Consider the following 13597-nt stretch of genomic DNA (forward strand, 5'->3'; position numbering starts at 1 on the left):
ATTCATGATACAGGAATTTTTAGGTGCTCAAAACACTTCGCGTAAAAATTGCTATCAAGCTGATCGAAATTTGTAAGGAATAAGAAAATTGAATCTGGAAAGGATGCGCATGGGAGGGGCAACGGAGGTTTTTAGCCGGGAAGAGGCGCCCCCGTGTTATGGAATTTGATCTGTTAACCCTCTCTTCGCGGTAGCAAAGAGAAGGTTACTTATAGGGTGAGTCGGTTAGTTCGGGTTTATTGAGATCGGCTTCACAAATTAATTGGTACGGAGGCTAGGAAATCTCTCCCAGTACATCAACCATCGCCGAAGTTAATTGGCTGAGGTCTTCTTCCGAAATCACATAGGGCGGCATGGCGTAGACCAGTTTGCCGAAGGGGCGCAGCCAAACTCCGCGTTCGATTAGGGCTTCCTGCACTTTGGCCGTATTTACCGGCTCGCGCATTTCCACCACGCCAATTGCTCCTAGGGCTCGAACATCGGCGACACCCGGTGCGGATTTTAACGGGGCTAGCTGTTCGGTCAGCTGCTGTTCGATCGCAGTTACTCGCTCCTGCCAAGGGCTGTTGAGTAACAATTGGATGCTGGCGTTAGCGACGGAACAAGCCAGGGGGTTACCCATAAAAGTGGGGCCGTGCATAAATACACCGGCTTCTCCCTGGCAAATACCTTCGGCCACTTTATCGGTACAGAGGGCGGCGGCGAGGGTCATGGTGCCGCCGGTGAGGGCTTTGCCCAGGGTGAGGATATCGGGGGTGATATCGGCGTGCTCACAGGCGAACATTTTGCCGCTGCGGCCAAAACCGGTGGCGATTTCATCGGCGATTAGCAGTACGTCGTGCTCGTCGCAGAGTTCGCGCACCCGGCGCAAATAATCGGCAGAGTAAAAACGCATGCCGCCAGCGCCCTGGACGATGGGCTCTAAAATAATCGCGGCCAACTGATCGCGGTTCTCTTCCACTTGCTGGCGCAGCTCGGCGATATCACTGTCACTACAGGTACTACCAAAGGGTGTTTGCGGAGCGGGTGCAAACTGGTGCTGGTTCAGATGCTCAGCAAACAAATGATGCATTCCGGTGACTGGGTCACAGGTGGCCATGGCCCCGAAAGTATCACCGTGGTAACCGTTGCGCAGGGCCAGCAGGCGGTTCTTTTCGGGCTTGCCATGGGAGTGCCAGTATTGGACGGCCATCTTGATCGCCACTTCCACAGACACTGAACCGGAGTCAGCAAGAAATACCCGGTTGAGGCCGGCTGGAGTGATTTCCACTAATTTCTTGCACAGCTCGATCGCCGGTTCGTGAGTTAAACCCCCGAACATCACATGGGACATTTTGTCCATCTGATCGCGCATGGCCTGGTTTAGCTCGGGCACATTGTAGCCGTGCAGGGCGCTCCACCAGGAGGACATACCGTCGATCAGGCCGCGCCCGTCTTCCAGGTAAATACGTACCCCTTCTGCCCGCGTCACCGGGTATACCGGCGGCGGGTCGATCAGGGAGGAGTAGGGGTGCCAAATATGTTTGCGATCGAAATCCAGGTCCATAAAAACTACATCTTTATTCTTAAGAGCCGACAATCATTCGTTAGGCCAGTTCGCGCAGTACTTTAAGCGGGGGCTGGCTGATCGAGCTGTAACAGGCCAGGGTACCGGCAGTGCCAACCAGTACAGCACCGGTGAGTGGTCCGGTTAGCCAAAGGACTGGGTGCAATATCACCGGCAGTTCAAAGACCCAATAAGACAGCACGGCCAAGGTGGCTTCAGCACCGATAGCCGCGAGCAAACCGGCGGCAAAACCCAGTAGGCCAAATTCCAGTATCAGGCTTCTCAGCAACAAGCGCCTGCGGCCTCCCAGTGTGCGGATAATTGCCGCTTCCTGCAATCGCTCGGCGATACTGGCGCGGACCCCGGCGATTAATACCAGGACCCCGGCAACCAGCATCAGGGCCATAACCGATTCGATAGCGAAGGACACCTGGTTAATGGTGTCGCGGATACGCTGGATGATCTTATCCAGCTCTATCACGCTGACGCTGGGGAAGGCGCGAACCAGGTCGTTGACCAGTAGCTTGTCCTCCGGTGGGAGGTAAAAACTGGTGATATAGGTAGCCGGGAAATCATCGATAGTGCCCGGTGCAAATATCATATAGAAGTTGGGGCGCATGCTGTTCCAGTCCAGCGAGCGGAAGCTGGCTACCGGGGCTTCTACTTCCAGTCCGCCGATGGAAAAGCGCAATTGATCTCCCAGTGATAGGTTCAGCTGGGCTGCCAGCTCTACTTCGACTGAAACACCTTCGCTGGCCTTGTCCCACCACTCGCCTTCCAAAATACGGTTGTCCGGTGCCAGGGTATCGGTGTAGCTCAGGTTCAATTCCCGGCGAACGCCGCCGGGGCGATCTTTTTTCTCTTTAATCGAGACGCCGTTAATCGCTACCAAGCGGCCGCGCACCATGGGGTAAAACTCGGTGCTGCTTACCTCGCCCTCTGCCAGCATATTTTCCATGGTTGGAACATCGTGGGGTGCGATATTCAGGAGGAAGTGGTTGGGGGCTTTTTCCGGTAATTGCATCCGCCATTCATCCACCAGGGCCGTGCGAGCAAAGACCATGGCCAGCATGGCCAATAAACCGGTGCCAAAAGCGGCAATCAATAATGTGTTAAATGCGGCGCGGCGTTGCAGGCTGCCCAGGGCAATACGCCAGGCGCCTCCCAGGGAGGCCAGCTTTCCGCGCACCAAAAGTCGGTTAACCAAGGCGCTGCCCGCTACCAATAGGAGCATGCCGACAAACAGGGCGAGCGTCATAAGCAAGCTGCCGGACAGCCACCAGATTAGAAGCAGCATGGCACTGGGGCCGAGAATCAGCCCGAGCCATTCGCGTCGGTCCGGATTGCTCCAGTCGTGCCGCAGGGTTTGCATCGGGTCTGTACGCGCCAAACGGAAAAGTGGCGGCAGGGCGAAGCCCAGGGCGCAGGCGAGGCCGGTGGCGAGTCCAATCAGCAGTGGGCTCCAGCTGGTGGCCGGGGGTTGTACCGGGAAGAACCCTTCCATCAGGTTGACCGCCTGGCTCTGGATAAAGGTGCCGAGTGCCAGCCCGATAGCGGTGGCAATCAGGGTGAGGGCGGCCAGCTGTCCCAGGTAGATACCGAGAATTTTGTTGCGCCCGGCACCGAGGCTTTTCATTACGGCTACGTAGGCGCCGTGGCGCAGTCCGTAGCGTCTGGCTGCCAGACCAACGGCGACGCTGGCGAGAAGTACGGCCAGGCTGGCGGCGAGAAACAGGAAGGACTCGGCTCTATCCAGGGCTGAGGCAACCCGGGGTTGGCCTTCGCGCAGGTCCAAGATCCGCTGGTGCTCAGTCAGTTGAGGTTTGAGCCAGTCAAAGTAATCTTTCAGGACTTGGTCATCACCGGCAAACAGATAGCGGTAGCGCACTCGGCTGCCGGGCTGGATCACACCTGCGGCGGGCAGGTCGGCGGTATTGGCTAATACTCGCGCGCCCATATCAAACAGGCTGGTGCCCCGGTCGGGTTCCCGCTCCAGTATGGCTGTCACTTTCAATTGGGTGTCGCCGAGGGCGATAGGATCGCCGAGCTGAATTCCCATCAAGGGTAGAAGGCGGGACTCCACCCAGGCTTCTCCCGGGGGAGGTCCTTGTGGTGCAATTTCTCCAGGGCCTCCCTGGGACTTGCTGATTTCCAGTTGTCCCACCAATGGATAGCCTTTGTCGACAGCTTTGACTGAGACAAACTGGAATTGGTCGTTGGCGGAGATCATGGATGAAAACTGGACTATCTGGGCTTGCTCCAATCCCTTTTTGTCGGCTTCCTCCAGCCATGAGCTATCCACGGGTTTGCTGCTGCGCAGCACCCGCTCTGCGGCCAGGAAGGTGAGGGATTGCTGCTCCATGGCACGGGTAAGGCGGTCGGTAAAATGGGCGATCGCAGTGACACAGGTAACAGCCAAAACCAGGGCCGAGGCAATCAGCGCCAATTCGCCACCGCGCCAGTCCCTGAACAGCAGTCTGAGTGGCAGCATCAGGCGGACACCTCCGACAGGTTGTCCCCGTCGATAAGTGGAGCGTAGGAATCTACGGCACCGGCCGACATATGCAGGTGGGAGGCACAGCGTTCTGCCAGTCGCTGTTCGTGAGTCACCAGCACCAGGGTGGTGTCAGATTCTTCGTTGAGTTTAAACAGCAGGTCGATAATTTTGGCGCCGTTGCCGGCGTCGAGGCTGCCGGTGGGTTCGTCGGCAAAGAGGATGGCATCTTTGCTGCTAAAGCTGGCAAAGGCCCGGGCAATGGCCACCCGCTGTTGCTCACCGCCGGATAACTGGCGCGGGTAGTGGCGCAGTCGCTGTTCCAGGCCCACCCGGGCGAGAAACTCTTCCGCCCGCTTGGCGGCGCCCCGCTCACCGCGCAATTCGCTCGGCAGCATCACATTTTCCAGGGCGGTAAGCCCGGGCAGCAGTTGGAAAGTCTGGAATACAAAGCCCACACAGCGGGCGCGCACCGCGGCGCGCTGCTCTTCGTCCATGGCGGTGATCTCGTCCCCCGCCAGCCAGATCTTGCCCTCGGTGGGTTTGTCCAATCCTGCCAGCAGGCCGAGCAGGGTGGACTTGCCGGAACCTGAGGCCCCTGTCACAGCGAGGCTCTCGCCACGGGCGACTTTCAGGGAGATATTGTTTAATAGGGTCAGTGGCCCTTCGCTGGTGGAGACCCTGTGATAGAGGTTTTCTGCCGTGAGAATGGCGGACATACTGTATTCCCTTTGCGGATACGCGAGATTTTTGGAGAGTATGACATGACAACAGCCTTTTTTCGGCAGTTACTGACTCGGTTCGGCTTGGTGCTGATGCTGTCGGTCCCCAATCTGGCACTGAGTGCCAACAAGCCCGGCACTCTGCTCGTATTAGGGGATAGCATAAGTGCGGCCTACGGTATCGATGAGGAGCTGGGCTGGGTCAACCTGTTGCAAGAGCGCTTGCAGGAAAAGGGACGCCCGGTGAAGGTGGTCAATGCCAGCATCAGTGGGGAGACCTCCGCAGGCGGCCTGACCCGGCTGCCGCGCCTGATGGAAGAGCACAATCCACAGTGGCTGATTGTCGAGTTGGGCGGTAACGATGGTTTGCGCGGCTACCCACCCCAGAGTTTGCAGCGCAATTTGCAGCAGATGGTCAAGCTGGCTAAAGATTCCGGGGCGGAGGTTCTGCTGTTGGGGATGCGTATCCCACCGAACTACGGCCGCGCTTATACCGAGGCTTTTGCCGCTGTATTCCCCAAAGTAGCCAAGGCCGAAGAGGTCGCCCTGGTGCCCTTCCTGTTGGAAACCGTGGCCCTGGAGCAGGGCGCTATGCAATCCGACGGTATCCACCCCACCGCTAAGGCGCAGCCGGCCCTGCTGGATCATGTCTGGCCCTGCGTGAAGTCCCTGTTGGGGGAGAAGGCGGCTGGTGAGTCGTGTACTCCGTGATCGAAATGCGTACAATCGCGCCCCCAGGAACAGGAAAGCCTGGCTCTGGTCCCAAAGTTTAAGGTTTTGTGCCGGTACTCTGGGCCCGGTCACTGGTCGCGAATGAGTTAGAGAGACACCATGCCCGAATTGGAAAACCGCCGCGAGCGGCTCGAGTTTAATAAGCTGCAAAAGCGCCTGCGCCGCCATGTGGGCCGCGCCATCGCCGACTTCAACATGATTGAAGAGGGCGACAAGATTATGGTCTGTTTGTCCGGCGGTAAGGATTCCTATGCCATGCTGGACGTTCTGCTGAATTTGCAGAGGACAGCGCCGGTTAACTTTGAACTGGTGGCGGTCAATATGGACCAGAAACAGCCGGGCTTCCCCGAGCATATCCTGCCGGAATACCTGCAGTCCCTGGGTGTTCCCCACCATATTGTCGAGAAAGATACCTACTCGGTCGTGAAGGAAGTGGTGCCCGAGGGCAAGACCACTTGCGGGCTCTGTTCCCGTCTGCGCCGTGGCACTTTGTATGGCTTTGCTGAAGAAATTGGCGCCACCAAGGTGGCACTGGGCCATCACAAAGACGATATCGTCGAGACCCTGTTTCTGAATATGTTTTACGGTGGTCGCCTCAAGGCGATGCCGCCCAAACTGCGCGCCGATGATGGCCGCAATATCGTAATTCGTCCGCTCGCCTATTGCCGCGAAGAGGACATCGCCCAGTACGCCGAGTACAAGCAGTTTCCGATTATTCCGTGCAACCTGTGCGGCAGCCAGGAGAACCTTCAGCGCCAGGCGATCAAGCAGATGGTGCGGGAGTGGGATAAGAAATTCCCAGGCCGCAGCGAGAATATTTTCGCCGCAATTACCCGGGTGTCCCCGTCACAATTGGCGGACAGGGACCTCTACGATTTTGAGAGTCTGGAACTGGATCGCTCTATGCCGTCGGCTGTCGAGCGTCCTGACCATTCAATCCAGCGCCAGGTGAATTCTTGGGAGCCTGAGGATGCTCAGGAAGTGGAGCCCCAGTATATCGAGGCGCTGAATCTGTAGGATCTGCACCGCTGACCAGTTGCGCGTAACTGCATTCAAAGTCCCGGGGACTGGCACTGGGCCCGTGGTGAAAGTGCTGATGCCAGAGACGCGCCATATTGGCCACGTCTGAGGTTTCCTCGTCCTGGATCTTGTGGACTTCGGCCGACCTGTAAATCAGCCAGGCGATAGCTGTGGCATAGCGCAGGTTGGTGGTCAGTTCGCTGTGGGGGTGATCGAGAAAATCCCGCTGGCTCGCCAGCCCCCGCACCTTTGAGGCGAGGCTTGGGTGATCGATCAGGTATTGATCCCAGATTTCCCGGTGGGTGTGGGGCTGGATTTGGTAAATACCCAGCCCGTGGCGCCGTCCCTGTTTGAGGTGGAAGCCCAATTGCGACTCCTGGGCAGCGGTTCCCAGAAGGAGATTCTCCATGCCCTGGCTCCAGGCTCTCAAGTGCTTGAGGGTTGGACGGATAACCTGGAGTCGGAGCTCGTCCAGACAAATGCCCATAGTGTTGTCTTTTTTTCTGTAGTTGTATCCAACATATATGTAGTTTGCTGATTGAGTCGGCGCCACCTTATGGGTAGATTTACGCGCAATAAACATAACAATTTTTAGGTGGTGCTCTTTCCATAGCTCAATGCGCTGAAAAATTGAGCAGGAAAACGCAGACTATTCCCGCGCCAAGTACCACCCCAGTTTGATCAGAAGGAATCCCTTATGGCCGCCGAGTGGCTGATCGCCCTTACTTTTGTCGCCTATTTGGCGTTGATTGTTGTTATCGGTATTTACGCCTATATGCGTACAAAAAATGCCAGCGACTATTTCCTCGGTGGCCGTTCCCTGCCGCCGGCTGTGGCGGCCCTGTCTGCCGGGGCCTCGGATATGAGTGGCTGGCTGCTCCTGGGGTTGCCAGGCGCGGCCTATGCGGCGGGGCTCTCTGCCGGTTGGATCGCAATTGGCCTTTTCTCCGGCATCGTTCTGAGCTGGGTGACAATGGGCCGGCGCCTGCGCATCTACACCTATGAGCTGGATGACTCCCTGACGGTGCCAGCTTATCTGGATCGTCGGTTTAAGATGGGGCACCCCTATCTGCGCACCGTCTGCGCGATATTCATCCTTCTATTTTTCCTTTTCTATGTGGCTTCCGGCCTGATTGCCGGCGGCAAATTGTTTGAAACGGTGTTTGGCTGGGATTATCGCTGGGCGGTGATTATCGGTGCGGTTGCCGTTATTTCTTACACCCTGTTTGGCGGGTTTTTGGCGGTGTCCTGGACCGATGTGTTCCAGGGACTGCTGATGAGTGCGGCGCTGATTGCGGTGCCTCTCGTTGTTATTTCCGACCAGGGTGGTTTTTCTGCCAGCTGGACTCGCCTGCAAACGGAGATGCCACAGCTGACCCACTGGATGACTGATAACACCGGGCAAACCTTAAGCCTGGTGGCGATACTCAGTTCCCTGGCCTGGGGACTGGGCTACTTCGGCCAGCCGCATATCTTGGCGCGATTTATGGCGGTGCGCAGCCCTAACGATATTCCGGTTGCGGCGACAGTAGCGGCGGTTTGGTCCCTGGCCGGTTTCTTGGGTGCAATGGCGGTAGGCCTGTTTGCCCACCTGGAAATCCAGCAGAGCCTGCCAGATGGCGAAACTGTATTTATGGAAATGGTACAGGTGCTGTTCCACCCGCTAGTTGCCGGTGTTCTTTTGGCGGCGATTCTATCTGCCATTATGAGTACGGCAGATTCCCAGCTGTTGGTGTCATCGGCTGCGTTGGCGGAGGATATTTACCACGTTTGGTTTGGGCGTGAGACCACTCCGGAAGCCATGGTGAAAGTGGGGCGCTGGGCGGTGGTTGCTTTATCACTGGTCGCTGTGTGGATTGCGATGGACCCGGATTCCAAGGTTCTGGATGTGGTGAGTTACGCCTGGGCTGGTCTGGGCGCTGCTTTTGGCCCGGCGCTGTTGATCAGTCTCTACTGGTCCCGTATGACCGGTAGTGGTGCTATTGCCGGTGTTATCGTTGGCGGCCTCACCGTTGTGGTGTGGGAGCAACTCTCCGGTGGCATTTTTGATGTTTATGAGCTGTTGCCGGGTTTTGTTTTCTCTTCAGCTGCTATCGTGTTAGTGAGCGCGCTGACGAAGTGCCCGGAAGCCGTTGCCTCACAGCACCGCAAGTTGCTTGGTTGAGGGGGCAGGGCAGGACTTGAGCCCGAGCGACTCGCTCGGGCCGAGACAGACCAGCCGCGCTAGGGACGCATCTCTGGCAAAGGTGCGACTGTTGTGAAGTGAAATGGATTTCCATCCGCAGCAATTATTCAAATAGCGGTTGGAGATGCTGAGTGATCAAAGTTCATCTCGGTGATATCACTCGATTGCACGTCGATGTAATCGTCAATGCTGCCAACAGCCGTCTCTTGGGAGGCGGTGGTGTCGATGGGGCCATACACCGCGCAGCGGGGCCCAATCTACTGGAGGCCTGCCGCAGTCTGGGCGGCTGTCCTGTTGGTGAAGTGCGCGCTACTGGCGCTTATTCCATTCCCGTAAAACGTATCTACCACACGGTTGGGCCAGTTTGGCGTGGCGGCAGTTTGGGTGAGCCCGAGTTGCTCTCCAGCTGTTATCGGCACTGCCTGGCATTGGCTCGGCGCGAAAATATGCGCTCGATTGCTTTTCCGGCGATCAGTTGTGGCGTTTACGACTACCCGCCGGAGCTGGCTGTAGAGGTGGCTGTAGAGCAGGTGCAGCAATTTCAGGAGAAGGAGGGGGCGCCGCAGCAGGTTGTATTCTGTTGCTTCGATAAATCGATGGCGGATCTCTATCTATCCCAGTTGGATGCCTACGTTAGGCGCTAAAAGCCACGTTTTGTAGGCCTCGTGGTATTTTCGGCCATTGATTGATATCCATGGGTTGGGGATTATTATTGCTCTGACAATAACAATATAAGAATGAGGAGATTGTCATGCGCAGTGCCCAGCAGTGGTTTTCCGAGTATGGTGAGAGTCATCAGAATCCGATCAACAAATCCATTCATTGGATTGCTGTTCCCGTAATTTATGCAACTGTGGCCGGACTTTTGTGGGCAGTTCCGCAGCCGGAATTTATGGCGACAATTCCCTGGCTGAACTGGGCTGTCGTGGTGACAATCCCGATTCTTCTGTTTTATTTCGCGATGTCGTTTCCCATTGCCCTGGGAATGACGGGATTAACTGTTCTGTGTTTGTGGGCTTGGTCGGTATTGGAGCGGCTGGGGGTGCCTATCTGGCAGACGGCACTGGCCCTATTCGTGATTATGTGGGTGTTCCAATTTATTGGCCACCATATCGAAGGCAAGAAACCCTCTTTCTTTAAGGACTTACAATTCCTGTTGATCGGCCCCGCCTGGGTGATCGGGTTTATTTACCGGAAACTGGGCATTCAATACTGATTGCCGGTTTATGCAGATGAGTGGCTGCGGCCACTCATCGATCTATCCCCCTATCGGTTGTAGTGAACCGGTACTTCCAGTGTCTCTTTGACTTCTTCCATCACCACATAGCTGGTGCACTCCTGCACCTCCGGCAGCGTTAAAAGCGTTTCGCCGTAAAACTTGCGGTAGGCGCTCATATCCGCCACCCGGGCCTTGATCAAGTAATCAAAATTCCCCGATACCAAGTAACACTCCTGAACTTCCGGCAGGGCGGCTACGGCGTTGCGAAATTCCTCAAAGGCGTCCTGTGCGGAGCGGTTCAGCCTGATCTGCACGAAAACCACCAGGGCAGCATCGAGGTATTCCGGATTAATCAAGGCGGTATAACCCTGAATAACATTGTCATTTTCCAGGCGCTTTACCCGTTCGACGCAGGGGGTCGCGGTCAATCCCACCTGTCGGGCCAGCTCGGCATAGCTGGTTCGTCCATTCTTTTGTAGAACACGCAATATGTTCCGGTCGATGGTACTTAGCTCTCCCGCACGTTTGCGCATAACTGCTGACTCCGAATTGGTCGACATGGTCAAAAAATAGACTTGGCGACAGGGTTGTTAGTGGATTCCACTAGTTTTATCAAAAATCTACTAAATATCCACTTCTTATCTGTTCTTATACTGGGGAAAACATAGAAATTAGGTACTCCTATTTGATTAAGGCAGTACCGAGCGCACAGAGCGAGGAGAAGGAAAATGTTGATTGGCGTCCCTAAAGAGATTAAGAACCACGAGTATCGTATTGGCCTGACGCCGTCGAGTGTTCGCGAACTGGTTGGCCACGGCCACCAAGTGATCGTACAGAAGGATGGTGGTGCCGCTATTGGTTTCCCCGATGAGATGTACGTTCAAGCCGGCGCCAAGATTATCGATACTCCGGAAGAGATTTTTGCCACTGCCGATATGATCGTCAAGGTAAAAGAGCCCCAGCCCCACGAGTGCGAAATGCTGCGTCCTGGGCAGGTTCTGTACACCTATCTGCACCTGGCTCCAGACCCCAAACAAACTGAGCTGCTGGTGAAATCCGGCGCTACCTGCATCGCTTATGAAACTGTAACCGATCGCTTCGGAGGCCTGCCTCTGCTGGCGCCCATGTCTGAAGTTGCTGGCCGTATGTCTGTACAGTGCGGTGCCCACCACCTGGAAAAAGCCCAGGGTGGTCTCGGCGTACTGCTCGGCGGTGTTCCCGGTGTAGCTCCTGCTAAAGTCCTGATTATCGGTGGCGGTGTTGTTGGTACTAACGCAGCGAAGATGGCCCTGGGTATGGGTGCTGACGTTACTATCCTCGACCGCTCCCTGCCGCGTCTGCGTCAGCTGGACGATATTTTCGGTGGTGCGGTTCGCACTGAGTACTCCACTAACGATGCTATTGAAAAGCACGCACTGGAAGCTGACCTGGTTGTTGGTGCGGTTCTGATTCCTGGCGCGGCAGCCCCCAAACTGCTGACCCGCGACATTATCAGCCGCATGAAGAAAGGCGCAGTTGTAGCTGACGTTGCTATTGACCAGGGCGGTTGTTTCGAGACTTCCAAGGCGACTACTCACCAAGAGCCTACTTACGTAGTTGATGGTGTGGTTCACTACTGTGTTGCCAATATGCCCGGCGGTGTAGCTCGCACCTCCACTATGGCCCTGAACAATGCCACCCTGCCTTTCGCGGTAGCCCTGGCAAACAAAGGCGCCAAGCAGGCACTGTTGGACGATTCCAACCTGTTGGAAGGCCTGAATGTTCACGCTGGCATGGTGACCTACCAAGCCGTAGCCGACGTATTGGGTTACGAGTTTGTAGATCCCAAACTGGCTCTGCAAAAACAAGCAGTAGCGGAAGACGCTGTAGCTTAATTGCCCCCAGTGGCCGCCTGCGGGCGGCCACATTGTAAATAAGCGGTAACGCGCTTGTTGTTGGGAAGTTTCCCCCGGAGCGCTCTTTGCGTTCCTCTCTGTGAGACCTGGTGGCATAGCCACTAATTGATAGCCGTGTATTTACGCGGCTTTTTTATGCGCGTTATTTATGCTTTAGAAAAAGCTGGATGTGTTGTTTAGGGAAAAACTGGGGAAGGGGAGAAGGAAAAACAGAAAGGGTGCTGAGGGACTTCCTTGTCGCCTCACGAGGGAGAGGGGTTTTGGGCTAGGGTTAAATAACCCAGATTTCTACCCGGCGATTTTTTATCTTTGAGCTGGAGCTGTTGGAGGCTACCGGCAGATAGGCACCAAAGCCCTGAACCGGTGCTGTATTAATCTGGTGATCCCTTAGAGCTGAGCGAACGGTAACTGCGCGTAGTTTTGATAAAACGATTGAGCGTCCCTCGCTCACTTTCTCATCGCCAAATCCGATCAATAGCAGTCGCTTGTGGCTGTTCTCAGGCTTTTGCATAAAGCGGACAAGTCGCTGTATATCCTGTTTTGCCTTGTTATCTAAAGAGGCGCTGCCTTCAGAGAAACGGAAGTTAATACTCAGGCGTTCTGCATTTTCCGTTAATTTCAGGTATTCGCTGGGCCCCTCCCGGTTGGCTTCAGGTTTTACACCCATTGGCGTCTGCGCGACAAATCCAGTGGCCTTTACCAGCTCCTGCCCCTGCTCGCTCTGTACAAAGTGCAGGAACTCTTCGGCGACGGGTTTTAAATTGTAAGCTGCGGTATAGAGAAATAGACGGCGGGAGAGGGGGTAGTCCTCGGTTGCAATTGTCAGATGCTCTGGAGCTTGCGGTTGGGTGTTCTGGTCAGATACCGATACGGCCTTGGCTCGTCGAATAGACGCCAAGCCGACAAATCCAATACTGTTGGGATTCGCCGAAACACGGTCTGACAATTGATCATTCGATTCGAAGCGTTTTGCATTAGTAATAAGGGAGTACTTTTTCCCGAGCACCAAGCTTTTAAACGTATCCCAGGTGCCGGACTGATTATCTCTCGCCAGAACTTTGATACGACCTTTCCGCCCGCCCACTTCAGACCAGTCGGTAATTTTTCCAGAAAATATTGCTGCTATTTGTTGCAGGGTTAATTGGCTGATGGGGTTTTGAGGGTGAACAATAATGGCGAGGCCGTCGATGGCAATAACATGTTCTGCACTTTGGCCGCGCATATCCCCAAAGCGACTCAGGGCTGCGTGCTCAGTATCTTTTATTGGTCGCGAAGCCATGGCGATATTGGCCTGGGAACGTTCAAGGCCTTTAAATCCGGTGCTCGAACCGTGTGCCGCAATATCGACATATATTTTTTTACCACCGAGGTCCCCTTGCACTCGAACCTCATTTTCTTTCCCTAAAGGGATAATCTCGAGATTACTGCCACCACGGGCTTCGAGGTAATCGCTCACCAGATTGGGCGCCAGCTTTGCGCCGACAGTGTTGGAGCCATGTAAAGTAAAAAGCAGGCCCGATGTGTCGGGAGGGAAGCGGGTTTGGGCTGTGGAAGTTGCAGCAGCCAGGGCCATCCCAAGAAGAAAAAGGGTAAGGGTTTGCTTTAGCCGGCTTAAGAATACGCTCATAGTAATTCGACCGTAAGGTGGTAAAACGAGGGCGCAAAATATGACTTAATTGTGACAAATTGATGAAATATTGATTGCTAAATTACGCAATTGTCTCATCGTGAGAGGTAGGTAACTTTAATGGGGTTTTTTTGAACAAATGAAGTATGGAGAGTTA

The 13597-nt window shown here is 55.3% G+C and carries 12 protein-coding genes; 6 read left to right on the top strand and 6 right to left on the bottom strand.

From position 1 onward, the window contains the following. Nucleotides 1-274: 274 nt before the first annotated feature. Genes bioA through ACG1BZ_RS05755 form a run of 3 tightly spaced genes read right to left on the bottom strand, consistent with a single transcriptional unit; the run spans nucleotide 275 to nucleotide 4759 of the window. On the bottom strand, nucleotides 275-1546 hold the full coding sequence (bioA, locus tag ACG1BZ_RS05745; protein WP_413664777.1) for an adenosylmethionine--8-amino-7-oxononanoate transaminase: 1272 nt from the start codon (nucleotides 1544-1546) through the stop codon (nucleotides 275-277). A gap of 40 nt (nucleotides 1547-1586) precedes the next feature. Further along, a complete protein-coding gene (locus tag ACG1BZ_RS05750) occupies nucleotides 1587-4037 on the bottom strand; it encodes an ABC transporter permease (RefSeq protein WP_413664778.1) in 2451 nt (816 codons plus the stop codon). After that, on the bottom strand, nucleotides 4037-4759 hold the full coding sequence (locus ACG1BZ_RS05755; protein WP_413664779.1) for an ABC transporter ATP-binding protein: 723 nt from the start codon (nucleotides 4757-4759) through the stop codon (nucleotides 4037-4039). Before ACG1BZ_RS05755 ends, ACG1BZ_RS05750 begins: the two co-directional genes overlap by 1 nt. A 45-nt stretch (nucleotides 4760-4804) precedes the next feature. Here ACG1BZ_RS05755 and ACG1BZ_RS05760 point away from each other — a divergent pair, with 45 nt between their 5' ends. Beyond that, nucleotides 4805-5473, top strand: coding sequence for an arylesterase (locus tag ACG1BZ_RS05760; protein ID WP_282931664.1), 669 nt, complete (start codon nucleotides 4805-4807; stop codon nucleotides 5471-5473). A gap of 120 nt (nucleotides 5474-5593) precedes the next feature. After that, entirely contained in the window at nucleotides 5594-6511 is a 918-nt protein-coding gene (gene ttcA / locus ACG1BZ_RS05765; RefSeq protein ID WP_413664780.1) for a tRNA 2-thiocytidine(32) synthetase TtcA, read from the top strand. On the opposite strand, the gene ACG1BZ_RS05770 is transcribed toward ttcA, so the two are convergent. Beyond that, complete coding sequence (locus tag ACG1BZ_RS05770) at nucleotides 6396-7097, bottom strand: hypothetical protein (protein WP_282931666.1); 702 nt, start codon at nucleotides 7095-7097, stop codon at nucleotides 6396-6398. The genes ttcA and ACG1BZ_RS05770 overlap by 116 nt on opposite strands. A 114-nt stretch (nucleotides 7098-7211) precedes the next feature. Between ACG1BZ_RS05770 and putP the strand changes: the two genes are divergently transcribed. The 3 genes from putP (at nucleotide 7212) to ACG1BZ_RS05785 (ending at nucleotide 9915) form a co-directional block, all read left to right on the top strand. Further along, a complete protein-coding gene (gene putP, locus ACG1BZ_RS05775) occupies nucleotides 7212-8678 on the top strand; it encodes a sodium/proline symporter PutP (protein WP_282931667.1) in 1467 nt (488 codons plus the stop codon). A gap of 152 nt (nucleotides 8679-8830) precedes the next feature. Next, on the top strand, nucleotides 8831-9343 hold the full coding sequence (locus tag ACG1BZ_RS05780; RefSeq protein ID WP_413664781.1) for an O-acetyl-ADP-ribose deacetylase: 513 nt from the start codon (nucleotides 8831-8833) through the stop codon (nucleotides 9341-9343). 107 nt (nucleotides 9344-9450) lie between these two features. Next, nucleotides 9451-9915, top strand: a complete 465-nt coding sequence (locus ACG1BZ_RS05785; RefSeq protein ID WP_108732210.1) for a DUF962 domain-containing protein — start codon at nucleotides 9451-9453, stop codon at nucleotides 9913-9915. Between the two features lie 50 nt (nucleotides 9916-9965). Here the strand turns inward: ACG1BZ_RS05785 and ACG1BZ_RS05790 are convergent, their stop codons facing one another. Next, on the bottom strand, nucleotides 9966-10451 hold the full coding sequence (locus tag ACG1BZ_RS05790; protein WP_108732211.1) for an Lrp/AsnC ligand binding domain-containing protein: 486 nt from the start codon (nucleotides 10449-10451) through the stop codon (nucleotides 9966-9968). Between the two features lie 195 nt (nucleotides 10452-10646). Between ACG1BZ_RS05790 and ald the strand changes: the two genes are divergently transcribed. After that, nucleotides 10647-11792, top strand: coding sequence for an alanine dehydrogenase (gene ald, locus ACG1BZ_RS05795; RefSeq protein WP_413664782.1), 1146 nt, complete (start codon nucleotides 10647-10649; stop codon nucleotides 11790-11792). 292 nt (nucleotides 11793-12084) lie between these two features. Here the strand turns inward: ald and ACG1BZ_RS05800 are convergent, their stop codons facing one another. Further along, nucleotides 12085-13440, bottom strand: a complete 1356-nt coding sequence (locus ACG1BZ_RS05800; RefSeq protein ID WP_413664783.1) for a substrate-binding domain-containing protein — start codon at nucleotides 13438-13440, stop codon at nucleotides 12085-12087. Between the last annotated feature and the right edge of the window lie 157 nt (nucleotides 13441-13597).

The organism is Microbulbifer sp. CNSA002, from assembly GCF_047324085.1.
GTDB lineage: Bacteria > Pseudomonadota > Gammaproteobacteria > Pseudomonadales > Cellvibrionaceae > Microbulbifer.

Coding starts and splice junctions, on each gene's coding strand:
- bioA (WP_413664777.1), bottom strand. CDS start 1,546: ATGGACCTGGATTTCGATCGCAAACATATTTGGCACCCCTACTCCTCC.
- ACG1BZ_RS05750 (WP_413664778.1), bottom strand. CDS start 4,037: ATGCTGCCACTCAGACTGCTGTTCAGGGACTGGCGCGGTGGCGAATTG.
- ACG1BZ_RS05755 (WP_413664779.1), bottom strand. CDS start 4,759: ATGTCCGCCATTCTCACGGCAGAAAACCTCTATCACAGGGTCTCCACC.
- ACG1BZ_RS05760 (WP_282931664.1), top strand. CDS start 4,805: ATGACAACAGCCTTTTTTCGGCAGTTACTGACTCGGTTCGGCTTGGTG.
- ttcA (WP_413664780.1), top strand. CDS start 5,594: ATGCCCGAATTGGAAAACCGCCGCGAGCGGCTCGAGTTTAATAAGCTG.
- ACG1BZ_RS05770 (WP_282931666.1), bottom strand. CDS start 7,097: ATGTTTATTGCGCGTAAATCTACCCATAAGGTGGCGCCGACTCAATCA.
- putP (WP_282931667.1), top strand. CDS start 7,212: ATGGCCGCCGAGTGGCTGATCGCCCTTACTTTTGTCGCCTATTTGGCG.
- ACG1BZ_RS05785 (WP_108732210.1), top strand. CDS start 9,451: ATGCGCAGTGCCCAGCAGTGGTTTTCCGAGTATGGTGAGAGTCATCAG.
- ACG1BZ_RS05790 (WP_108732211.1), bottom strand. CDS start 10,451: ATGCGCAAACGTGCGGGAGAGCTAAGTACCATCGACCGGAACATATTG.
- ald (WP_413664782.1), top strand. CDS start 10,647: ATGTTGATTGGCGTCCCTAAAGAGATTAAGAACCACGAGTATCGTATT.
- ACG1BZ_RS05800 (WP_413664783.1), bottom strand. CDS start 13,440: ATGAGCGTATTCTTAAGCCGGCTAAAGCAAACCCTTACCCTTTTTCTT.